The sequence below is a fragment of the Colwellia asteriadis genome, assembly GCF_039523295.1.
Lineage (GTDB): Bacteria > Pseudomonadota > Gammaproteobacteria > Enterobacterales > Alteromonadaceae > Colwellia > Colwellia asteriadis.
The window spans coordinates 47841-71373 of the sequence record NZ_BAAAFA010000012.1; the positions used below are offsets into that span (position 1 = coordinate 47841).

The 23533-nt window shown below is 38.9% G+C and carries 26 protein-coding genes; 16 read left to right on the top strand and 10 right to left on the bottom strand.

What is annotated here, in order from left to right:
* From ABD005_RS16055 to rplI, 9 genes are all read left to right on the top strand, one after another.
* Nucleotides 1–1518: an N-acyl-D-amino-acid deacylase family protein gene (locus tag ABD005_RS16055; protein WP_343818698.1), complete on the top strand. Its 1518-nt coding sequence runs from the start codon at nt 1–3 to the stop codon at nt 1516–1518.
* Nucleotides 1519–1619: 101 nt separating this feature from the next.
* Nucleotides 1620–2006, top strand: coding sequence for a RidA family protein (locus ABD005_RS16060; RefSeq protein ID WP_215979910.1), 387 nt, complete (start codon nt 1620–1622; stop codon nt 2004–2006).
* Between the two features lie 40 nt (nt 2007–2046).
* Entirely contained in the window at nt 2047–3480 is a 1434-nt protein-coding gene (locus ABD005_RS16065; RefSeq protein ID WP_343818701.1) for a sodium:solute symporter family protein, read from the top strand.
* A gap of 52 nt (nt 3481–3532) precedes the next feature.
* A complete protein-coding gene (locus ABD005_RS16070) occupies nt 3533–6091 on the top strand; it encodes a beta-N-acetylhexosaminidase (protein WP_343818702.1) in 2559 nt (852 codons plus the stop codon).
* A gap of 108 nt (nt 6092–6199) precedes the next feature.
* Nucleotides 6200–7198 (top strand): SMP-30/gluconolactonase/LRE family protein, encoded by a 999-nt coding sequence (locus tag ABD005_RS16075; protein WP_343818704.1) that lies wholly within the window; start codon nt 6200–6202, stop codon nt 7196–7198.
* 147 nt (nt 7199–7345) lie between these two features.
* Entirely contained in the window at nt 7346–7759 is a 414-nt protein-coding gene (gene rpsF, locus ABD005_RS16080) for a 30S ribosomal protein S6 (protein ID WP_215979907.1), read from the top strand.
* Nucleotides 7760–7804: 45 nt separating this feature from the next.
* A complete protein-coding gene (priB, locus tag ABD005_RS16085; protein ID WP_215979906.1) occupies nt 7805–8122 on the top strand; it encodes a primosomal replication protein N in 318 nt (105 codons plus the stop codon).
* Nucleotides 8123–8172: 50 nt separating this feature from the next.
* Nucleotides 8173–8400 carry a 30S ribosomal protein S18 gene (gene rpsR, locus ABD005_RS16090; RefSeq protein ID WP_019029522.1) on the top strand — a complete coding sequence of 76 codons (228 nt, stop codon included), beginning with the start codon at nt 8173–8175 and terminating at the stop codon, nt 8398–8400.
* Nucleotides 8401–8418: 18 nt separating this feature from the next.
* Complete coding sequence (rplI, locus tag ABD005_RS16095) at nt 8419–8871, top strand: 50S ribosomal protein L9 (RefSeq protein WP_215979905.1); 453 nt, start codon at nt 8419–8421, stop codon at nt 8869–8871.
* 141 nt (nt 8872–9012) lie between these two features.
* Here the strand turns inward: rplI and ABD005_RS16100 are convergent, their stop codons facing one another.
* Nucleotides 9013–10206, bottom strand: a complete 1194-nt coding sequence (locus ABD005_RS16100; protein ID WP_343818709.1) for a BamA/TamA family outer membrane protein — start codon at nt 10204–10206, stop codon at nt 9013–9015.
* Between the two features lie 75 nt (nt 10207–10281).
* Complete coding sequence (yrfG, locus tag ABD005_RS16105; RefSeq protein ID WP_343818803.1) at nt 10282–10944, bottom strand: GMP/IMP nucleotidase; 663 nt, start codon at nt 10942–10944, stop codon at nt 10282–10284.
* 74 nt (nt 10945–11018) lie between these two features.
* On the opposite strand from yrfG, the gene nudE reads away from it, so the two are divergent.
* From nudE to ABD005_RS16120, 3 genes are all read left to right on the top strand, one after another.
* Nucleotides 11019–11579, top strand: coding sequence for an ADP compounds hydrolase NudE (gene nudE / locus ABD005_RS16110; RefSeq protein ID WP_215979903.1), 561 nt, complete (start codon nt 11019–11021; stop codon nt 11577–11579).
* Nucleotides 11572–12405: a 3'(2'),5'-bisphosphate nucleotidase CysQ gene (gene cysQ, locus ABD005_RS16115; protein ID WP_343818711.1), complete on the top strand. Its 834-nt coding sequence runs from the start codon at nt 11572–11574 to the stop codon at nt 12403–12405. Before nudE ends, cysQ begins: the two co-directional genes overlap by 8 nt.
* A gap of 283 nt (nt 12406–12688) precedes the next feature.
* A complete protein-coding gene (locus ABD005_RS16120) occupies nt 12689–13489 on the top strand; it encodes a DUF1338 domain-containing protein (protein ID WP_343818713.1) in 801 nt (266 codons plus the stop codon).
* 304 nt (nt 13490–13793) lie between these two features.
* Here the strand turns inward: ABD005_RS16120 and ABD005_RS16125 are convergent, their stop codons facing one another.
* The 5 genes from ABD005_RS16125 to ABD005_RS16145 form a co-directional block, all read right to left on the bottom strand.
* Complete coding sequence (locus ABD005_RS16125) at nt 13794–14069, bottom strand: YheU family protein (protein ID WP_215979900.1); 276 nt, start codon at nt 14067–14069, stop codon at nt 13794–13796.
* Nucleotides 14070–14202: 133 nt separating this feature from the next.
* Nucleotides 14203–14889 carry a flagellin gene (locus ABD005_RS16130; protein ID WP_343818715.1) on the bottom strand — a complete coding sequence of 229 codons (687 nt, stop codon included), beginning with the start codon at nt 14887–14889 and terminating at the stop codon, nt 14203–14205.
* Nucleotides 14890–15019: 130 nt separating this feature from the next.
* A complete protein-coding gene (locus ABD005_RS16135; RefSeq protein WP_215979898.1) occupies nt 15020–15151 on the bottom strand; it encodes a DUF3149 domain-containing protein in 132 nt (43 codons plus the stop codon).
* 108 nt (nt 15152–15259) lie between these two features.
* Nucleotides 15260–16006 (bottom strand): tetratricopeptide repeat protein, encoded by a 747-nt coding sequence (locus tag ABD005_RS16140; RefSeq protein WP_343818717.1) that lies wholly within the window; start codon nt 16004–16006, stop codon nt 15260–15262.
* An 82-nt stretch (nt 16007–16088) separates the two neighbouring features.
* Nucleotides 16089–18017 carry an ATP-binding cassette domain-containing protein gene (locus tag ABD005_RS16145; protein ID WP_343818718.1) on the bottom strand — a complete coding sequence of 643 codons (1929 nt, stop codon included), beginning with the start codon at nt 18015–18017 and terminating at the stop codon, nt 16089–16091.
* Between the two features lie 169 nt (nt 18018–18186).
* Here ABD005_RS16145 and ABD005_RS16150 point away from each other — a divergent pair, with 169 nt between their 5' ends.
* On the top strand, nt 18187–18390 hold the full coding sequence (locus ABD005_RS16150) for a YheV family putative zinc ribbon protein (protein ID WP_215979895.1): 204 nt from the start codon (nt 18187–18189) through the stop codon (nt 18388–18390).
* Nucleotides 18391–18428: 38 nt separating this feature from the next.
* On the opposite strand, the gene ABD005_RS16155 is transcribed toward ABD005_RS16150, so the two are convergent.
* Nucleotides 18429–18695 carry a SlyX family protein gene (locus ABD005_RS16155; protein WP_343818720.1) on the bottom strand — a complete coding sequence of 89 codons (267 nt, stop codon included), beginning with the start codon at nt 18693–18695 and terminating at the stop codon, nt 18429–18431.
* The gene (locus ABD005_RS16160; RefSeq protein WP_343818721.1) at nt 18671–19660 is read right to left on the bottom strand and encodes a WD40 repeat domain-containing protein; all 990 of its coding nucleotides are present in this window, start codon (nt 19658–19660) and stop codon (nt 18671–18673) included. The genes ABD005_RS16155 and ABD005_RS16160 overlap by 25 nt, the downstream gene beginning before the upstream one ends.
* Before the next feature lie 136 nt (nt 19661–19796).
* Between ABD005_RS16160 and bamJ the strand changes: the two genes are divergently transcribed.
* From bamJ to ABD005_RS16175, 3 genes are all read left to right on the top strand, one after another.
* Entirely contained in the window at nt 19797–20564 is a 768-nt protein-coding gene (gene bamJ, locus ABD005_RS16165; protein WP_215979893.1) for a BamJ family beta-barrel-assembly machinery protein, read from the top strand.
* A 159-nt stretch (nt 20565–20723) separates the two neighbouring features.
* Entirely contained in the window at nt 20724–21218 is a 495-nt protein-coding gene (locus tag ABD005_RS16170; protein ID WP_343818723.1) for a glutaredoxin domain-containing protein, read from the top strand.
* 128 nt (nt 21219–21346) lie between these two features.
* The gene (locus ABD005_RS16175) at nt 21347–22618 is read left to right on the top strand and encodes a glycosyltransferase (protein ID WP_343818805.1); all 1272 of its coding nucleotides are present in this window, start codon (nt 21347–21349) and stop codon (nt 22616–22618) included.
* Between the two features lie 30 nt (nt 22619–22648).
* On the opposite strand, the gene ABD005_RS16180 is transcribed toward ABD005_RS16175, so the two are convergent.
* Complete coding sequence (locus ABD005_RS16180; protein ID WP_215979891.1) at nt 22649–23533, bottom strand: S1/P1 nuclease; 885 nt, start codon at nt 23531–23533, stop codon at nt 22649–22651.

A 23533-nucleotide genomic window follows, 5' to 3' on the forward strand; every position in this document is an offset into this window, starting at 1 on the left:
GTGCACAAAAAAACAATGGAAGTGCCAAATAATGCAGCCCCATTAAATAACTCAAGTAAGCACTCAACTGAGATTACTATTGATACCTTAATTATTAATGCAGAGTTGTGTGATGGCAGTGGCGATAAGAGTGTTCAGCAAGACGTTGCTATTAAAGGTGATAAAATTATTGCCATAGGTGATCTGAAACATTGGAGCGCTACAACACTGATTGATGGTGAGGGTTTACTATTAGCGCCAGGCTTTATTGATGTGCATACCCATGATGATCTTGAGGTGTTACGTAATCCTCAAATGCACAATAAAATTAGCCAAGGGGTAACTAGTGTTATTGTTGGTAACTGTGGTATTAGCGCTAGTCCGTATCAGTCAGATAAGGCTCCCATTGATCCAATAAATTTACTTGGTAAGCCTGAAGAGTTTTGCTTTCCTAATTTACAAGCGTATGTCACTAAATTTAAGCAAATAAAGCCTTTTATTAATGTGGCAGCACTGGTGGGGCATACAAGTCTTAGAGCGCAAGTGATGGACTCATTAGATCGCGCAGCAACACCTGGAGAAATTGAGCAAATGGTGCTGTTATTGCGCAGCGCGCTAGAGCAAGGTGCCAAGGGTTTCAGTACAGGGCTGGCCTACCATAATGCTAATTGCGCGCCTACAGAAGAAGTGCAAGCGTTAGTGCAGCTGTTGGGTGATTATAGCGCGATTTATTCAACTCATTTACGTACCGAATTTGACGGCATTATTGATGCGTTAGATGAAGCTTTTAGTGTAGGCAAGAAAGCCGAGGTGCCCGTGGTTATCTCACACTTAAAGTGTGCCGGAAAAAATAACTGGGGGCGTGCTGGTGAAATACTTAACCATATAGAAAGTAATCAACAGAATCAGCATATTAGCTGTGATTGTTACCCTTATAATGCGAGTTCTAGCACTTTAGATTTAGCACAAGTTACTGAAGACTTTGAAATTTATATTACCTGGTCTGAGCCTCATCCTGAAAAAGCGCAACAAACCTTAGCGGCAATTGCCGAGCAATGGCAAGTGTCATTACTTGAGGCGGCTAAGCGACTACAACCCGCTGGCGCTGTTTATCACGGTATGTTTGAGGAGGATGTTCGCACCATTATGCGGGCACCTTATAGCATGATTGGCTCAGACGGTTTACCTTGTGATCCTCATCCGCATCCAAGACTGTGGGGAACTTTTCCACGTGTTTTAGGGCATTATTGTCGTGATGAAAATGTATTAGCGCTTGCGCAGGGTATTCATAAAATGACTGGGCTATCGGCAACCGAATTTAAGCTTAACCAGCGTGGTTTTATCCGCGAAGGTTACTTTGCTGATTTGGTGCTATTTGATCCTAAAACCATTAAAGATGTGGCTAGCTTTACCAATCCTGTGGCGACCTCACAAGGCATAAAGTGTGTTTGGGTTAATGGTCAACTCAGTTATGAAAATAATGCCGCCGTTTCAACGCAAGGTGCAGGGCGTTTTCTAACTCATAACGAGGTTTGTTAACACGTTTGCTAGCACAATAAGCACTCAAAATAGTCAAGAATGTAAATAAATTTAAATAGATCCATTTTTATAAATAAAGTCAGATAAGTAAGGAAAAAACAATGACAATTAAACGTTATGGTGTTGAAGGTGGTAAAGGTACCGGTGGACAACATTTACCTTTTTCTCGTGCAGTTGAAGCGGGTGGTTGGTTAAAGGTCTCAGGTCAAACACCAATGCGAGATGGTGAAGTGGTTGAAGGTGGCATTATCGAACAATCGCGTATTGCTATTGAAAATTGTATCGAGATTATGACCGAGGCTAACTATGGTCTTGAGCATGTGACTCATGTTTCGGTTGTGCTGACTGATTCTCGATATTTCCAATCATTTAATAAAGTCTTTAAAGAGTTTTTTGGTGAACATCCTCCAGCGCGAATTTGTTTAGTGGCCGACTTGGTTGTTGATTGTAAAGTTGAAGTTGATGTGACTTGTTATAAAGCTCCATAAGGTTTGATAACCCAATCATAAAGTAGTTAAGAGGGCAGGTATGGAAACATTATTTATTATTGCTTTTATCGCTTACATGTTGGTGATGATCGCTATTGGCTGGTTAGTTTCGCGTAAGCAAAAATCGGGAGATGATTTTTTATTAGCAGGCCGTAATGTTCCTTTACTTCTTTCGCTAGGTACTACGGTTGCTACTATGGTTGGCACTGGCTCGTCAATGGGCGCGGTCGGTTTTGCTTATCATAATGGCTGGGCTGGTGCTCTTTATGGTTTAGGGGGAGCGGTAGGTATTCTATTACTTGCTTGGCTTTTTGTGCCAGTGCGAAAACTTAACTTCACTACCATGAGTGAAGAGCTCGCTTATTATGTTGGCAATAATATTTATGTAAGAAATATTATTGCTTTTATTATTTATGCCGCAAGTATTGGCTGGTTAGGTGCGCACATTATTGGCGGTGGTATGTATTTATCATGGCTAACAGGCTTAGACCTAAACAGTGCTAAGTTACTTATCGCGCTTAGTTTTGCTATTTATGTTGTTATTGGTGGTTATACCGCTGTGGTATGGACCGACTCAATTCAAGCACTTATTTTGTTTGTTGGCTTTATTTTAATGGCTTATTTTTCTGTTGATTATGTTGGTGGTTGGCAAGCTATGCTTGATAGCCAACCTACAGAAAATACCAGTTGGTTTGCTTTAGATAAAATGGGCGCTTTACCTGCACTTTCGCTCGCATTGGCTGTATTGGTGGGGGTGTTAGCAACGCCGTCTTTTAGACAGCGCATTTACTCAGGAAAAAACGTTAGCACTATTCGTAAGTCTTTCATTTATTCGGGCGTTTTATATTTAGCTTTCTCTATTATTCCTGCGCTAATCGGTATGAGTGCTTATGCGATGACCGCAGATTTAGAAAATGCCGCGTATGCTTTTCCTCATATCGCATTAAATGTTATGCCGGTTGCTTTAGGTGTATTAATTATTATTGCTGGTATATCAGCAACACTCTCTAGTGCTAGTTCAGACGCTATTGCTGGGGTTAGCGTACTGTTAACAGACATTTATCAAGCGATTTTTTCAAGAAAACCTGCCGCTGATCGCATGATGCTTTTTTCTCGTCTCGGTTTGGTCATTACCATTAGTATTGCCTTAATGTTTGCCATGCTCTCGAACAATATTATTACCTATATCACGCAAATGATTGCGGTACTAATGTCTGGCATGTGTGTTTGTGGGCTGTTAGGTCGCTTATGGCCTAAGTATAACTGGCAAGGTGCTATTGCTACGTTAATTGCCGGAATGAGCAGCGCTATTTTAGTAAGTACTAATGAAAGCTGGAATAGTTTTTTTGGTAATTCAGTACTACCAGCACTTGTTTGCGCTACATTGGCAGGTGTAATTGTGACCTTACTTACCTATAAGCGTACCCCAGTTAATAACAACGTTATTGCCGCTGAAATAGAGCAAAGCGGATAGACAACTATTAGCCACTAATATATCAAAACTTTTAAAATACATAGGAATTATTGTGCGACGTCTCTCTAGTTTTTTACCACTTATCACCCTTAAATTGGGTTTAACAGTAATGTGTTTTTCAGCATTCGCTCAAAAGGCTACTATTGAAAGTTGTTTAGGGTTAATGCCTTGTCCGCAGCAAATCGAAATAAAAGACGGGCTTTATCATTTATCTGTTGCCCCTAAAGTTTTTATACAAGGTATGAGTGAGCAGCGACAAAAAGTGGCGTTAGCGCGATTAAATCGGCATTTAAAAAAAATTAATGGTTTTGCTTTTCAAAAGTTAGAGGTTACCAACACAAAGAAAAGTGCAGATATTGTTGTGTTAGTTCACTCTGCTAATCAAACCTATCAATTACCCGCATTAGGCGATGATGAAAGCTACCAGCTCACCATTAATAGCTCGAAAATATTACTTAATGCTAATTCCGAATTTGGCGCTTTACAGGGGTTAACAACTTTAGTGCAATTAGCGGCTTTACCTCATGGCGCACGGCCATTTATTACCGATAATGTACACGCTAAAACGGATGCTTTAGCATTAACTCAGGCGAATATTAATGATAAACCGCGCTTTAAATGGCGCGGGTTTTTACTCGACAGTTCACGTCATTTTATGCCTGTTGCTACTGTGAAACGTCAGTTAGACGGCATGGCTGGAGCTAAACTCAACGTGTTTCATTGGCATTTAACCGATGATCAGGGGTGGCGAATTGAATCAAAGGCTTATCCTAAATTACATCAATTAGCTTCTGATAACTTATATTACAGCCAAGCTGAGATTAAGTCGGTAGTTGCGTATGCTAGTGATTTAGGGATTCGTGTCGTGCCAGAGTTTGACATTCCAGGTCATGCTTCTGCAATTGCGGTGGCGTATCCAGCGTTAATGGCAGAACAAAAAGTTTATGAAATGGAGCGCCACTGGGGAGTTTTTGAGCCGTTATTAGATGTCAGCAATGAAAATGTTTATCTGTTTGTTGATAAAATGGTTCAAGAGATTACCACTTTATTTCCTGATGCATATTTGCATATTGGTGGCGATGAAGTTAATCCTAAACAATGGCAGGAAAATGCTGATATTCAAGCGTTAATGGTAAAAGAGGGCTTGCACGATAGCGAAGATTTGCACCGCTTTTTTAATGGTAAAGTCCAAAAAATATTAATGAAGCACCAACGTAAAATGATGGGCTGGGATGAAATACTCCACAAAGACCTTCCTAAAGATGTGGTGGTGCAATCCTGGCGCGGTTTAGAATCTATTAATCATATTGCAGGGCAGGGCTATCAAGCGTTGTTATCTGCAGGTTATTATATTGACCAACCTCAGCCTACTAGTTACCACTACCGCAATGACCCACTTGCCTATACCAATCACCAAGGGCTTAATAAGCCTACTCAAATAAATAAAGCTGGGCATCAAACTTGGCAGTCTTTTTCTTTTACCATGCCACGTTTAAAAGGCAGTAGCGTTCGTGGTGAGTTAACCCTGATCACAGACAATAATAATGGTGTTGATAAAAGTGACACCGCAACAAATTTTAGTGCCTATTTAAAGCTAAATGATCACTTTTATAAAGAAGTTACCTTACTCTCATCACTCAGTGAGTTTAAAGCTAATAAGGTTGTTTTTAATTACGATAGTTGGATGGGTGCTATGCGTTTTGAGCTAGATACCTCTAATTCAGCTGCATTGCAGGGAGTGATTTTTGTTGGTAATAGTTATTATCCTTTAGTGGCAAAAACTAACTCAAGTCAAAAAGCAACGGTTGTTAATCAAATCAACTTATTACCGTTATTATCAAATGAGCAAGCGAAGAATATTCTTGGTGGTGAAGCAACATTATGGGCTGAAATGATTGATGAAAATAATGTTGATTTACGGGCATGGCCGCGCTTGTTTGCTATCGCTGAGCGTTTTTGGTCAGCTAAAAGCCTAACAGACAGTAATTATATGTATCAACGCTTACATTATATCGATGATTATGCTGCTAACGTGCTTGGCTTGCAGCATAAACAACAGCAACAAGATGGTTTTAAGCAATTACTTAATGATAATACCTCAGCAGAGGAGGTTGTAAATGATATTGCGGTGTTAACTGAATTTTCGCAAGTGTTAGCGCCAGCGCAGTATTACACTCGTCATCATATAAAATATCAGCAAAATCAATATCACCAACAAGCGCCATTAAACCTATATGTCGATTATTTAGCGGTTGAGAGCTTTAGTTTATTAGCATTAAAGCGCCAATTACAGGCCTATCAGCAAGGTAATAAGTCAGCACTAGATGTTATTGAAAGCAGCATACTAGCTTGGCAGCAAAGCGAACCTTCATTAGCTGCGTTAATAGCAAAACATGAAAAATTAGCTGATTTATCAGGCTATGTGGCAGACTTTAAACGTTTAAATAATTTGGGGTTACAGGTGATTTCTGCGTGTAAACAAGGTCTACCACTAAGCCAATCACAGCAACTTGCAATTAACCAACAAGTGCTAGCAATACAAAGTAAACAACAAGAAATAGTATTAGCGACTGCGCCAGTTATTCGTGAGCTTATGGCAAGTTGTCAATAATCACACCATAGAGGTGCTGCCTTGCTAAATACTAAACAGATAGCTGCAAATTTAAGTTTGAAAGGTCAACAGCCCCTAAACCCTATTGATAAAAGCAGAGAGTATTAAATGAAACAGAATAATTTAACTAAAGTAGCTTTAGTATGTGCAATGACAATACTAGCAAGCGCTTGTACGAAAAACTCTACATCAACAACAGCTCAGCAGGTTAATAATGTGCCTTTATATCAAAGCACAGACTGGATTACTGATGGTGTATTTACGCAAGGCGTTGAAGGCCCAGCAGTAGCTCAAAATGGCACTTTATATGCGGTCAATTATCAGCAAGAAGGTACTATTGGTAAAGTTAGTGGGCAAAGCAACGCTGAGCTATTGGTTGCGTTACCTAATGGCTCAGTGGGTAATGGTATTCGTTTTGATAGCATTGGTAATATGTATATTGCCGATTATGTAAATCACAACGTCTTAAAAATAGCGGCACAAGATCTTGCCAATAATTCAGTATCGGCCGAAAAAGTACAAGTTTATGCCCATTCTGCACAAATGAATCAACCTAATGATATTGCCATTATGGCCAATGGTATTTTATTTGCTAGTGACCCTAATTGGGCAAATGGCTCGGGACAATTATGGCGTATTAACACCTCAAACTCAGCTCAGGGTAGTAGCCAAGATGATAAGCCACAAGGTGAAGCGGTATTACTTGAAGCGAATATGGGTACTACTAATGGCGTTGAAGTAAGCCCTGATAACAATACCCTGTATGTTAATGAAAGTGTGCAACGTAAGGTATGGCAGTACTCATTAACGCCACAAGGCGATATTGAACATAAAAAATTATTAATCAGTTTTGATGATTTTGGTTTAGATGGTATGAGAACCGACAAGCAAGGTAATTTATATATTGCACGTTATGGCAAAGGCGTTATTGCCATTGTTTCGCCACAAGGCGAATTATTACGTGAAGTGCAATTAACCGGTCAGCATCCAACTAATGTTGCCTTTGGCGGCAAAGATGGAAAAACGGTATTTGTAACCATGCAAAAACGCGGCGCCATTGAATCATTTCGTAGTGAATTTGCAGGGCGTGAGTTTATTGGCAACTAACTTCGCTTTGAGTGATTTTTATGCTTGTTATTAATATGTCTTGCGCCTATAATACGCGTCCTTAATTCAGCCTGAACTTTTGTTCCTTGCCTCAATACTGGTGTTGGCTGAGCCAGATTAAGAGGCTACAACCGTAAGGAGCTCGTAATGCGTCATTACGAAATCGTATTTATGGTTCACCCTGATCAGAGTGAACAAGTGTCTGGTATGATCCAGCGCTACACAGACTTGATCGATGCTGCTGAAGGCAAAATCCACCGTCTTGAAGACTGGGGCCGTCGTCAATTAGCATACCCAATCAATAAATTGCATAAAGCACACTATGTTCTTATGAACATTGAAGCGCCACAGTCAGTTATTGATGAACTTGAAACTTCTTTCCGTTATAACGATGTTGTTATTCGTAACATGATCATGCGTACTAAAAACGCGGTAACTGAAGCATCACCTATGGCTGCTGCTAAAGAAGACCGTCGTGAAGTTAAAAATGATGCACCTGCGCAAGAAGCAACTGAAGGCTCTTCACAAGAGAAGTCTGAAGAAACTGCTAGCGAAGAATAGTCATTTGTGATGGCTCTCTCGTTGAGATTTTAATAGAGAATATCTATGCAAGACTCTCTTCCAGAGAATAACCTGGTGATGACAGGTGAAGTCGTGAAAGCGCCTAAACAGTCATCAAGCCCTGCAGGTATAGCACATAGCCAATTTTCAATAGATCATAAGTCTATTCAAAATGAAGGGGGTTTTAACCGCCAAGCTTTTGTGAGAATACAGGTGGTGGCAACAGGTGAATTATCACAGTTAACGCGTGAATTAGTTGCTGGTAGTATGGTGAAAGTGAGTGGTTTTATTAATCGTCACGAATCTAGAAACGGAAATCCGCTTTTAGTACTACATGCCCAGCAGATAGAAATGATTAATTAAGGATTTTTTACGCTATTTTTAGCATAAAAAAACCATATTAGGAGAACTCCATGTCTCGTTTTTTTAGACGTCGTAAGTTTTGCCGCTTCACAGCGGAAGGCGCAACTTCTATTGATTATAAAGATGTTGCAACTTTAAAAAACTATATCACTGAAAGTGGTAAAATTGTTCCTAGCCGTATCACTGGTACTGCTGCTAAATATCAACGTCAATTAACTCGTGCGATCAAACGCGCTCGTTACTTGTCATTGTTACCATACACCGACTTACATAAGTAAGCTAATAAGGGGTTTAAAATGGAAGTAATTCTTCTAGATAAAATCGCCAAATTAGGCGGCCTTGGTGACAAGGTAACTGTTAAATCTGGCTATGCTCGTAACTTCTTATTACCACAAGGTAAAGCAGTTTTTGCATCTCAAGCTAACGTTGAGCACTTTGAAGCTCGTCGTGCTGAAATTGAAGCTAACTTAGCTACAGTTTTAGCTGCTGCACAAGCACGTGCTGCTAAATTAGCAGAATTAGCTGAAGTTACAATCGCATCAAAATCTGGTGACGAAGGTAAATTATTCGGCTCTATTGGTACTCGTGATATCGCTGATGCGATCACTGAAGCTGGCGTAGAAGTTACTAAAGCTGAAGTACGTTTACCATTAGGTGCAATCCGCGAAACAGGTGAATTCGATATCGCTATTCACTTACACAACGATGTTGATACTAGCATCAAAGTTGTTGTTATCGCTGAAGCATAATAACGTTGTTATAGCGTAATGCTGTAACCAATGTTATTAATAAAAACCGCATTCTCTTTGAGATTGCGGTTTTTTTATGTGCGTTAATTTTATAGCAAGTTCATTATACTAACGCATTGCCTGTTATTTGACGTAAAGTGATTACCAAGCCGAACCCGCTTGAATATAAAATACCGTATCTTCTGGGCCCTTTGCTATATCTACGCCCATATTAAAACCATAACGTCTAGCAATAAGATAACGAAAGCCAAGGCCTTTACTGACTTTACTTTGGCTACTGGCTAAGTCAGAAAAATCATTACTGGCTTTACCTGCGCCCACAAAGGCATTAACTTCCCAGCGAAAGTTAACTTTATAAACTAATTCTAGCTCTGACATTGCAACGGATAATCCTTGATAACGGGCCGATGGAATACCGCGCATATCAATAGACGGGGTTGCATAAGGCGGTAAAAAGTTATCTGAATTTGCATAATTGACTGCGACTCTAATGCCTGTTCGCCAATTTTTTGAGAGTTTAAAGTAGTTGAGTGCAGTTAACTCTGTCAGTTGGTAATCAATATCTGAGCCTATTTTATCATCAAACCATAAGTGATTGAGTTCATATCGTAAGCCTTGTGTTGGTGAGAAAAAGTTATCTCTTGAGTCATACTCTAAGGTAAAGCCTGCACCTGAAGTTGCTACATCGCGCGTTAATAACTTACTGATGGATTCTTGCCACTGTGGGGGAATATTATCAATTAATTCGTTAGTGTTTTGGGGAGAAATACTGGCATTAATATATCGTTGAGTAGGGCCAAAATAAAACTTACTGTCACCTAATTTAAATTTTAGCGTTTGTAAAACACCGGTAGCTTGGGTAGTTATTTCTATTGGCTTGTTTAAATTCACGTCACCAAAGCCATAAAAGTCTATATTAATATCCCCATAACCAATACCACCTTTATAACGAATACGCCCTTGTTTGAAAAAACCTAAATGGCCGCCACCAACAAAATAAGAGTCATTACCTGTATAAGCGCCAATAGCCGCTGAGACGCTTGGTGGCATAAGATGAGCAGCTGCTGATTGGTTATTTTCATCTTGCATTGCTTTGAGTCGAGCACTGCGCTCTTCTTCACTTTCATGAAAGAATAATCCCATCATACCTAAACCGCCTTCGACGGCCGGATCGGTAATAATAATAGGTACAGGGAGAAAGCCATAAGCATTTTCAGATAAATACTGTGAGGCGTCTAATTGATTATCTAACTTATCAAAAAATTGATCTGAATCCGCAAAGACAGGGCAAGCTAGTAATAATGCGGCAGCGATACTGTACTTACGATAGTTCACAATATTCTTCCTTTAGTTGTAAATTTAATTGCTAGGCTAGTGCTGATAACGTATTGATTCAATATGTTAGGTGTTTTAAAGATCTTTAATTAATAACCTGAAATCTGTTACCGTCTGGAAGTCGTCGATAATATTCATTGCTTTTTTACTGTCAGGGTTGGCAACTGCCAATAAGTGCTTGATACCAAAACGCTTGGCTGAGTGTAATATGTCAATGCTATCGTCGATAAAGAGCGTTTTATCGTTGTTGAAATTTTGTTTGTGCTGTAAACGTTGCCAAAGGAGCTGTGACTCTTTGGTGACACCAAATTCATGGGTGGAATAAAGCACATCAAAATATTGATCAAGTTGAGTGCGCTCTATTTTTAATGATAACGCCTCAGGATGAGCATTGGTTACCAGTACCACTTCACGACCGCTGGCTTTTAGCGCCATTAAAAAACTTTTGGCATCGTCACGTAATTGAATTAAATGCTCTATTTCTCGTTTGAGCTCCTTAATGGGCATTGTTGTTTGAGCTTCCCAGTAATCTAAACAGTACCACTCAATAGTGCCGGCAACAGACTGATAATGGGCCGCAAGTTTTTTTTGTGCGGCCTCGACTGAAATGCCCATTTTTTGGCTATAACGCAAAGGTAAATGTGTTAACCAAAAGTGGTTATCAAAATGTAAATCTAAAATGGTTCCGTCCATATCAATGAGAACGGTAGATATTTCTGACCAATTTAACAATTTAATGATTCCAAAAGAGTTATTTATCGTGTCATTATAGCGTTAACTTAACTGAATTATTCAATTATTGTATTGTGCTCATGATAGATAAAAATCAACTTCCAGAAATTACAGGAAAACGAACTGTTGCCAAAAGTGCACTTTTTAATATTGAACAAATCGATTTAACGTTCAGTAATGGTGAGAAACGGCAATACGAGCGTATGTTAGGATCTGGTCGCGGTGCGGTATTGATAGTACCTATGATTAATAAAAATACGATGGTATTAGTCAGAGAATATTGTGCTGGTACTCACAGTTACCAGCTAGGTTTTCCTAAAGGGTTGATCGATCCAGGTGAACAAGCTGAAAATGCGGCTAACCGTGAGTTGAAAGAAGAAATATTTTTTGGTGCAGATAAACTTTCATATGTTGCAGAGTTAATGATGGCTCCTGCTTTTTTTAACGCTAAAATGACCGTATTTTTAGCAGAAGGTTTATATGAATGTAAACTTGAGGGTGATGAGCCTGAGCCACTAGAAATAGTTGAGTGGCCTATAGCTGATTATAAAGGCTTATTGCAGCAAAATGATTTTACCGAAGCACGTAGTATTGCAGCCCTAATGTTAGTCATTGATAAATTCAGAGGTAATCATGAGTAATAACGAAAATATCCAAGATAAACTACTGAATGTCGCATTACAAAGTGCGAAAAAAGCAGGTGTTGAGGTAATGAAATATTACCGACAAGGTAACTATACCGCTGAATTAAAAGATGACGAAAGCCCAGTAACAAGTGCCGATATAGCCTCAAATGACGTTTTAATGGACCAACTAAGAACATTAACACCTGATATTCCAATTATATCTGAAGAGGTTGGCACATTAGCATTAAGTGAGCGAAAAAACTGGTCGCGTTATTGGTTACTTGACCCTATTGACGGCACCGGTGAGTTTATTATTGGTAGTGGAGACTTCGCCGTAAATATTGCGTTAGTTGAAAATGGTCACCCGACCATTGGTGTTATTCATGCCCCTGATCACTGCTTAACTTATTACGGTCAAAAAGGTTTAGGATCTTTTAAAGATAATAGCCAAGCGAGTCATGCAATTCAGGTTGCTAATTTTGACGAAAACCGAAAAATTAAAGTGGCTATTAGTCGTCGCCAGCAACTTGAACTTATGGGGCAATATCTTAATGAGCAATATAATTATGATTATATTGCTTTAGGTAGTTGCTCATTGAAAAACTGCCTCATTGCTGAGGGTGGAGCTGACTGTTATTTACGTGTTGGTGTTACTGGTGAATGGGATACTGGGGCAAGCCAATGTATTTTAGAGCAAGCAGGTGGTAATATTTTAGATAGCGAATTTCAACCACTGAGTTATAATCAACGTGAGAGCTTACTTAACCCTGACTTTGTTAGTTTAGGCTCTCGAGATTTTGCATGGCAAAGTATTATTAAAGCGCATAGACAACATTACTAATTAATTTTATGTTAACCAGCATTTTAAAACAGCATACCTTACATCATCAAGCAGGACATCGTCCGTGCTTCTTCAAGAGTATTGATCAAATTTAAATTTTTGATGGATAGCCATTGCTGCCATCAAAAATATCCTATTGTTATTTTCTGACACTTTGTCGCTATCCGTTGATCTAAGCTAATTCATCATCTATTTTTTTAAGTAGAATTTGAGTTGCTCATTCCCTATTAACGATGAACATATTAAAAATATGTCGATTGAACACAAAGCAAGAGGAAACAATATGACAACGCAAGTAACCGCACTTTTTGACAACATTTGGCAACAATACCTGCAAGTTACGCCATCAGCTGAAAAAATTCACGCTTTATTAGGCAATGGTGCTGATGTGATTAACGATCATGTCGCGTATCGCACCTTTAACAATACTAAAGTGAATTTAGCGGCATTAGCGAAGCACTTATTAGCATTGGGCTATACCGAATGTGGTCAATATGACTTTGCAGCGAAAAAGCTTGATGCTAAGCACTTTGAACACCCTGATAGCACTATGCCTAAAGTTTTTATTAGTGAACTACGCGTTGAAGAATTTTCAGCACAAGCGCAACGTATTATTAATGATTTAGTTGCCCAACTACCTGATGATGTTAGTGATCGAGCTGACTTTTTATATTCAGGGCAATTATGGAACATTAGCTCAGCAGATTACCAAACCTTGTTAGCTGAAAGTGAATATGCTGCATGGCTTGCTGCATGGGGTTATCGTGCTAATCACTTTACGGTTAGCATTAATCACCTTGAACAATACGATGATATTCTAGAAGTTAATGCGGCGTTAAAAGCAGCGGGTTATCCACTAAATACTAATGGTGGTGAAGTGAAAGGCGATGAAGCAGTAAAGCTTGAACAATCATCAACGCTTGCTGACACAGCGCAAGTGCAATTTAGTGATACAACACTAGCCATCCCAAGCTGCTTTTATGAGTTTGCTAAACGTTATCCATTAGCAAATGGTGAGTTATACACCGGCTTTGTCGCCGCTTCAGCAGATAAAATATTTGATAGTACTAATGTTGCTAAATAACCCGAGAGCGGCTTAACATATGAAAAGAAGAAAACTATCAAGTTAGCGATTCAGAAAAGTAATTTGTTCTGATATTTTAATTTGTTAAATATCTCTTAAATCGGACTCAGGTTAAATAATCGTAATTGATTAGTTGTAGATGTTTGTTGAGTCTTTAAACCTACGGGAAGCTGCTCTTGTTAGCCTGTAGGTTTATCATTACCTGATAACCTACTTAACCTGATTTCGGCTTAACAAATGTTTCTCTAGTAGTTATTTTTCCTGATATTTCAATTTTTTAAATCTCTTTCAAACCGAGTTCAGGTTACTTAAATTCATCGTTATTTTGATGAGTAAACTCATCATGCTCACTTTCCGCTAGTTGCTGCATAAATTGTGCTTTAGGCAGTATATTTACACTTTCATAAAGCTCAGAATAAACGACTACCACGCTACCTTGCTTGAGCTGTTGTTTAACTTGTGTGATTTTTTGATCATTGTTTATATCAATATCCCCATTATCACCGCCCTCGCGCACAATAAACTCTTCGATAATGGCGGTTAGTGTTTCATCAGCAATTTGTTCGAATGGAATAATCATAATAGCCTGCATTAAAAAAGTGACGAAGCGCAGTATAACAAGTTCAGAGCAGGTAAGGGGGATATAAAGAAAGTTAAAAGCTAGAAGTTTGTATACCAGCTATTAACAAGAGCACTTATGCATAAAGCTGATATTAAACTAATTTATTGAAGAGTAGCCCTTTACGCTCTTCTTCATTTTTCTTATTGATAATTGCTGCTTGTAATAGTATTTCTGTTTGCTGTTGTTCGCTCGTTTGTGCAGCAAAATCAGTATCTTCAATACGTGAGCGAGAAGCGCTAACATTGACGACACTGGTTTCGTAACTACTAACTTGGCTAGCTAAACTATTACTACTTGCCCCTAGCTCACTTGCGCTAGTATTAACGATTTCTGCGGTATCTTGAATAACGGTTTGTGTTGCTTGAGGATCACTAGCATCAAGGCCACTGATAAAGTTCTCTTGGCCGAGCACATTACTTGCCACGGTGTTTATTTCTTCAGTGATTTGATTTAGCTCGTCTTGAATAGCACTGCTATCGTAAAGTGGGTTGCCTGATTGTACTGACAATACATTAGCGCGCTCTAAGCCTTCTGTTATGGCAGATAAGGCACCCGTTTTTACGGTATTAAGGTTAACTTGATCTTGTGCGTTAAAGCTTAACTGTTGATTGCCATTAATTTGGCTTGTTAGGCGGTTGGCTATTTGTAGCCCTGCGGCATCATCAGCAGCTTTATTGATACGTTTACCTGAAGCGAGTTTCTCACTTTGCTGCTCAGCTCGTTGATTTAAACGCTCAATAAAACTTAAGTTATTGTTTGATTGATTGATGCTAAGCATAAAAGGTTGCCTCTACTAAAGAGTTGACGATGTCAGTAATTATAGCAGAGGTCTGTATGAAATATAAACAGATAATAACCAAAAATAAGTGCCACTATTTTAGCTACTTGAGTATTTAAACCCGATTATACTATTTTTTATCGTTAACAATATGCGTAATAAAGTAATAAATGTAGTAAGCACAAATAGCTAATACAACCCCTAAGCCACCAAAAGAAAACATTACAATAGGGTCGTTAGTTAACATTGATAACAGATCCATAATAGGCTCCTAATTACTCGTAAATATAAAGTGAGATAACAACAACGGCGTTGTTACTTTCCATATATCTAGTGTACTTAAGTCACCTAGTTAACTTGCTGATGTAGATCAATATATTGACTTGTTATCAGCCATTTTCGCTTTAATTTCTTGTTGGTCTAGTATTTTTTGATAAATTTCATTGGCTTTTTCACGGCCGCGTTCAATTTTAAGTTTTGATAACGCTCGTTCATCAATTTTTCGGCTAGTTTCAGCGTCAGGGTAGCCATTCCATGAGGCAATGGTGTTCCATATATAAGACTGCTCAATACTTTTTTCGATGCCTTTGCCTTCGCTATATAGTAAGGCTAAATTGTATTGTGCTAAAGCGTAGTTCTGATCTGCAGCACTTTTATACCAACGAGAGGCTGCAAAATCGTCTTGCTTAACGCCTTCGCCAGTGGCATACATTACTGCTAAATTAAATTGAGCACTGGCTAAGCCTTTATAGGCAGCTTTACTGGTAAGCTCGAATGCTTTTTTTAAATCTTTTTTAACAAACTTTCCTTCAGTATAAAACAAGGCCAATTCAAATTGAGCATCGGGGTAATGTTGCTCGGCTGATAATGTTAATAACTCAATCGCTTTGGCAATATCTTTCGGCATGCCATAACCGTTTTTATACATCATTGCCATTTGATATTGTGCAGGAGAGTAGCCTTCTTCAACCAGCGGGGTAAACTCGGCAATAGCCGCTTTAAATTCGCCTCTATTTAATTCATAAATACCCGCATCTAAATCAGCTCCTTGAGCTAATGTGGTAGTGCTAGCGAATAACGAGGTGCTAAAAAGCAATATTTTCAGTGTGTTATTCATAACTCATTCCTTTTAATCAATGGTTTATTATAGGGTATAGTACTCTATAGGTTAAAACGAGCGAAATTCATAGTTATGTTTGTTAATTGGCAGCAGACATTATTTCTTCAATTTCTTCTGCTAATTCTAGCCATACCATTTCATTTTCTTCAATATCGTTTTTTAAGCTAGCTTGGCGTTTTAGTTGTGTTGTTAATTCACTCTTTCGCTCTGCTTGATAAATATCACTATCACTCAATAGCGCTTCTACCTCGGCTAATTCTTTTTGCCAAGTTTGAATATCTTTTTCAAGTTTATCGGCTTTCTTTCTCAGTGGCGCAGATATTTTTCTAAGTTCGGCTTGTTGTTGGCGTAATTGCTTTTTATCAACCGTTTTTTCATTATTGTTACTGTTTTCAGTTTTGTTTGATTTTACCGTATCTTTTTTATCATCGTTTAACCATTGCTGGTAATCATCTATATCGCCACTGAAATCTTTTACGGTGCCGTTCGCGACTAAGTAAAACTCGTCAACACAAGACTCTAATAAAAATCTATCATGGGCAATCAGAATAATAGCGCCGCCAAAGTTTTGTAGTGCCATGACCAAGGCTTGGCGCATCTCTAAGTCTAAATGGTTAGTTGGTTCATCGAGTAATAATAATTGTGGCTTTTCTAGCACGATTAACGCTAGTACTAAACGTGCTTTTTCACCACCAGACATGGTTTTAACCTGACTTAGCGCTTGGTCACCACTAAAGCCAAATTTACCTAAAAAAGTACGTGCTTGTGGTTCGCCTAAGGTGGGTTTTGCGCGTAGGATATGATCAACAGGGCTAGATGGCGCATGCAGCTGTTCTAATTGATGTTGAGAAAAGTAACCAATTTTTAGCTCTTGTGCGCAGTAACGTTCGCCACTGAGTATTGCTAATTCACCTGCCAGTGATTTTATAAGCGTTGATTTACCTGCGCCATTTCGCCCAAGTAAGCCAATGCGACTACCAGGTACTAAAGTTAAACCAACATCGGCTAAAATAATTGCTTGTTCGCTTTTATCTGACTTAGCATAACCACACTGAGTTTCTTTTAGAGATAATAGCGGGTAGGGTAGGTTTTCAGGTTCTTCAAAGCTAAAAGTGAATTGACTATCGACATGCGCTGGTGCTAAATTAGGGAGTTTTTCTAAGCGCTTTAAGCGGCTTTGTGCCTGTTTCGCTTTACTGGCTTTTGCACGAAAACGATCAACAAAAGCCGTTAAATGAGCGGCTTCTTTTTGTTGGCGTTGATACTGTGCATCTTGCTGCGCCAAATGCTCAGCACGTTGGCGTTCAAAAGCGGTGTAATTGCCGCTATATAATTTCGCTTGTTGATGTTCAATATGCAAAATTTGCCCAATAACCGTATCAAGAAAGTCCCTATCATGAGAAATAAGTACTAAGGTACCAGTGAAGCGTTTTAACCAACGTTGTAGCCAAATAACGGCATCTAAGTCTAAATGGTTGGTTGGTTCATCAAGCAGTAATAAGTCAGCACGAGAGATTAACGCTTGTGCTAAGTTTAAGCGCATGCGCCAACCACCTGAAAAGTCTTTTACAGGGTTATTTAGCTGAGATTGTAAAAAACCTAAGCCATGAAGTAACTCACCAGCACGAGCCGGTAAACTGTAACCGTTAATCGTATCAATTTTATTAATAATAGTGGCTTCAAGGTTACCGTTTTGAGTCGATCTAGCGTGTTCTAATTCTTGCTCTAATTGACGAAATTCTTTGTCGCCGTCCATGACATAATCAAGAGCTGATTGCTCTAAAGAAGGGGTTTCTTGCTTTACCGTGGCAACATCCCAGCTATTTGGCATTGATAAATCACCCGCATCTGGCGCTAAGTCGCCTAAGAGTGCGGCAAAAAGTGAAGACTTACCACAGCCGTTACTGCCCACTAAGCCTACTTTATGATTTGGATGAATAGTGAAGCTAGATGATTTTATTAGGTTTTTAGCCCCTCTATCTAAACTTAGGTCTGTTGCGGTAATCAATGGTAAGTCCTCAATATCTTATCGAAAGCAAAATGCGCATGCATTGTCCCTTTTCCTATAGCCACTATTCAAGGTAAAATAACCGATATTATTCATTTAACTTTAAGTTAAGCATTGTTATAGATGGCTAGCTTGAGTGAAAACTTAGTTAAAGAGAGCTATAGAGTTTATGACAAATCATAAAAAACGATTTATCGCTGGGGCGGTTTGCCCAAAATGTAAAGCGATGGACACCATGGCGTTAACTAAAGAAAATAGCGTTGAAAAAGTAACGTGTGTTAGTTGTGGTGAGCAAATGGTTCAACCTGAGGCGCAAGTGGCCAAAGCGGTTCGTCAGCACGAGCAAGTGATTGGTGTTTTTAATCCTGAATAATCGTTAGTCGCTATTCAGGATTTTTAACTGCGTTATATTTAATAATGAGGTGGTGGCGGCTCTACTTCTTCTGTTTGTGAAGACGACAAGTTACCCGCATCTTTTAGGCGATTAGCCACTAATTGAATTTGCTGCTTAAGCTCAGCAATAGCATGTTGGTGAACAGCTAGCTCTTCGCTTAATTGATCAATAACATCATCTTGAAAAACATTACGTGACTCTAATGAGTCAACACGATCTTCTAAGTCTTTAATATATTGATTATTAGTGCTGTGTGCACTTAGTGTGATTTCGGCATTGGCCATGTTTCAGCGTATCCTGATGAGCTTATCGTTAATAAGGTGTTATTATCGCTAAACGCGATACTATACACAACAGCGCCGGTTGGTCTTTTCGCTTCTTTTGGTGTTACAAACCAATGACTAAGTCGTTGACCTGTTTTGACATCCCAAACACTGACTTTACGTGAAGCTGCACCGGTAACTAAAGTTTTTCCGTCAGGAGAAAAGCGAACGCTGCTAAATACCTCTTGGCGTTTAGTTCCTTGTAGCGTGCTAATACGTTTACCTGTTTTTAAATCCCAAATGTATGCGCCTTTCATGCTATCAGCTGAAAAAGCGAAGCGAGCTTGTTCATCTAGCGCCACTTTAGATACTCGGGAGCTGTGGTTTAACTGGTAGATGACTTGTCCAGAAACAGTATCCCAAATATACGCAATAAAGTCGTTTCCCCCTGATATGGCAACTCTGCCATTAGGCAGCATATCGACACTATTAATCTTTTCTTTGTGCCCTAAAAACTCTAAGCGCCTGCCACTATCAATACTTACATGTACTACCGTACCGTTACTTTTCCCAATAAGTACGTAATCACCATTATTGGCAATAGCAATATCGCGAATATTGGACTCACGTACTTTCCAGTAACCCTCAGATTGCCCTGTAGTTAAGTTCCATAAAGCAAAGCTCTCCCTGTTGGCCGTTAATGCATGGCTACTGTTCTGGCTAATATCGATAGATAGTACTAAGTTGTCACTGCTATTTTGTTCTTGCGCCCAATTATATAATCGCTGTTTGGTCTTGATATCCCAAACACTGACACCATGATGTATAGAAGAGACAATACTATATTTACCATCGTTGCTAATTTGGCCAGCATAAGCGCCGTCAACGGCCATTTTTAAACGAGCAAGCGGCTGCTGTGTAACAGGCTGGCAAGCCGTTAACATTATGGTAATTAACAGTAAACATGGTAAGTTACATTTAAACAAAATATTAATACTTTTTTATCTAGGTATTTATCGTTAGTATAAGTTCTTTTTTGAAATTGTTTAGTGTTAATATTCAAAAAACCTAAATACAACATTAGGTCATAATCCTAGTGGCTCATAATATACGGAGAAACAAATGAAATTTTTTAAGCCTACATTAGTAGCACTTGCCTTAGTTGCAGTTACTGGTTGTCAAGAAAAAGCAGTTGAAGAAGTAAAAGCACCAGTACTTGAAACAGAAATTCAAAAGCAAGCCTATGGTTTAGGTGCTTCAATTGGTATGTATATGGAGCGTAACCTAGTAGAGCATGACAAATTAGGCTTAACGTTAGATAAAGAGCTTATTACTAGAGGTTTTATTGACAGTATTGATGGTAAAGCATTAATTGAAAAAGAAGAAATTCAAGCATTATTAATGAACCTAGATGCAACCATGAAAGAAAAACAGCAAGAAGCGATTATCGCTGAAGCTGAAGCAGCGTTAGCAGAAGGCACCAAGTTTTTAGCTGAAAATGCTAAGAAAGAAGGCGTACAAGTAACTGAGTCAGGCATTCAATATGTTGTAGTTACTGAAGGCGAGGGTGATAAGCCAGCAGCAACAGATACCGTTAAAGTACATTACAAAGGTACTTTCTTAAACGGTGAAACATTCGATAGTTCATACGATCGTAATGAGCCTGCTGTTTTCCCACTTAACCGTGTTATTAAAGGTTGGACTGAAGGTGTACAATTAATGTCTGTTGGTTCAAAGTATACCTTTACTATTCCATCAGATTTAGCTTACGGCCCAAATGGTAACCCACCACGTATTCCAGGTAACTCTGTGCTTCAGTTTGAAATTGAATTATTAGAAATTCAACAGGAAGAAGCTGCACCACAGGTAGGCGATCAAGCCGCACAATAACAATAACTTGTTATAAAGTTTTTAGAGCCACGAGTGATTTCATTCGTGGCTTTTTGTTTTGTTGCGCTTAAGGTATTTACGCTCGCGTTGAGCTTTTATTAAGCGCAAGCTATTATGCTTAGCTGCAGTATTTTTTATTAGATAATAAGGATGTTAGAAATGAAAAAAAGTGTGCTATTGGCAATATCAATAATGTTAATGATAACCTCAGCGTTTATTGCTAATGCGAAGATTTATCAGTGGACAGATAAAGACGGAAAAAAACATTTTGGTGATAAGCCACCAGCCGAAGAGAAAGTCGTAGTACTGAGTGAACAACAGATTAATGCACGAGGTAGCAGCTACACTAAAGAGCCATCAAGTCTTGTTGAGGGTGATATCTATCGAAATAGATTGAGCGACACCGTGGTGATGTATACCACATCAAGTTGTGGTTATTGTGCCAAAGCTAGAAAACACTTTACTGCCCATAACATTAAGTATGTTGAAAAAAACATTGATAAATCGACGCGCTATAAACATGAATTTAAGCAAATTAAAGGTAAAGGTGTTCCGTTAATATTTATGGGGGAGTATCAAATGTCTGGCTTTAGTGTTGCTGGCTTTACGCGTAAATATGAGCAGTTTATGAAGAACGCGTCAGTGAACAGCTAACTTATTTTAGCGTCGTAAGCATCTCGCTAAAAGGTAGTTTTGTTAATTCTTCTTTAAGCTTCAATATATAATTAATTTTTTTAACCTGAGTTCAGGTTAGTTGTTAAATTCAGGTGTAAAATACGATGATGAAAAAACTCCTTATTATTGGCTACGTATGGCCAGAGCCAAATTCATCAGCGGCTGGTAGTCGCATGATGCAACTAATTGAAGCATTCAAACAGCAAAACTATCAAATCACTTTTACCAGCCCCGCTCAGCAAAGCGATCATATGGTTGACCTGCCTAGTTTAAATATTGATATTGCCAATATTGAACTCAACAATAGTAGTTTTGATGCATTTATTAAAGCGTTACAGCCTGATGCAGTGATGTATGATCGCTTTATGATGGAAGAGCAATTTGGTTGGCGTGTTAATGAGCACTGCCCACAAGCATTACGTATTCTTGATACTGAAGACCTCTTTAGTTTACGTGATGCGCGCCACAAAGCTTATAAGCAAGGAGTGGCGATGACTGATAATGATTTATTATCGTCTGAGCTAGCAAAAAGAGAAATCGCCGCTATTTTTCGCTGTGATTTAAGCTTAATGATTTCACAACATGAAATGGAGTTATTACCACGGTTATTTAATGTACCTAGTCAGTTACTGCATTATTGCCCTTTTATGTTTACTGAGCAGCAATTGAATCAAGGTAATCCTTGTTTTGATGAACGTGATGGTTTTATGGTGATAGGTAACTTCAGGCACGCGCCGAATTGGGATGCGGTATTGTGGTTAAAACAGCAAGTATGGCCACTTATTAGAAAACAGCTACCTGATGTTAATTTGTCGGTTTATGGTGCTTATCCACCGCCCAAAGCCACTGATTTACACGATATTAAGTCAGGTTTTTTAGTAAAGGGCTGGGTTGATGATGCAGTACAAGCAATGCAATCAGCGCGAGTATGCTTAGCACCGCTGCGCTTTGGCGCAGGTATCAAAGGAAAATTAGCAGAAGCTATGATGTGTGCAACGCCTTCAGTGACCACAGATATTGGCGCAGAAAGCATGGAAACAGCAAATGATTGGGCGGGTATTATTGCTAATGATTCTCAAACTATTGCTGATGCTGCAGTCGAGTTATATCAAGACAAAAATCGCTGGCAATTGGCAAGTAATCTTGGGCCCATTAATGCGAGGTTACTGTATCAACAAGCGGCAATAATGAGCAACTTCAACTTGCGCTTATCACAATTAATTGAAAATTTAGCGCAAGAGCGGCAACAAAACTTTATTGGCGGCATGCTTAATCATCATCACCATAAAAGCACGCGTTACATGTCACAGTGGATAGAGGTTAAAACTCAGCTAAAGGCGTTAACGGATTTTGAAAGTTCGAGTGAAAGTGATACCTAAAATGATACCTGATATGAAACTTATTTTTTACTAAAGTGAAGCCTCTAATACTTTTTGTAGGCGCTTTGCTGCCAGCAGCAGTTGTTGTTCCATAATGGGTAAGTGCACTTGCTGATAATTATCAGTGAGCACTACTGTTTTTCGTGGTTGTACGCAGCGTTTATTACTTGCTTCGCCTGCGCTGTCAAGCTGACAGTATTGAAAACTATTTTTTCGCACTAGCTGATAACTTTGATCAGCCCATAGCCATACTTGTGCAGGTTGATAAGCTGGTGTACTTTTCTTATGCCACTGCGCCGCTAATAAACTTAGCCATTGCACGTAAGTGCGTTGCGACTGAGCCAAAATACAACTGTCCCAATACCAATGTAAGTTTGTGCATTGCTTTTGCTTAGCAAGCTTGATCTTGTTTCCTCCTAAGTCGCTGGCGTAGCTTACATGTAGGGGTTGATGAATATCACCCAGCCAATGCCCCAAAAAGAGTAATGCTTGTGTTTTTTGCCAGGAAACATCTAAGTGTTGTAATTTATTTTGGTGGTACAAAATAGCTTGCGGTAGGCAATTTTTATCACAGCTATTAGCAATTACGTTAGTGTTACTTCTGGGTAGATTCATATAATGCCAAGCATTATATTGCTGGTAGCTATCTTGTTTTTTTATAGCATCTGCCCAAGTACACGCTTTAGCAAAGGTTATTTCATCACTTTCTTTTGTGTGGTTATAGCGGTTAATGCGGCGTTGTTCTTTGGCAGGAATAAATGCGAGCAATTGTTTTATTCGCTGTTGTTTACTCTCAGGTAAGTGTTCAAAAGCTAATTGACAAACTAATTGATGACCTAGCTTAGCCAGAGCAAAGCTAGGTTGAGCATAGACCAAACAAAGTAAGAGTAGTGCTTTAATAACGTGTTTAGTCAT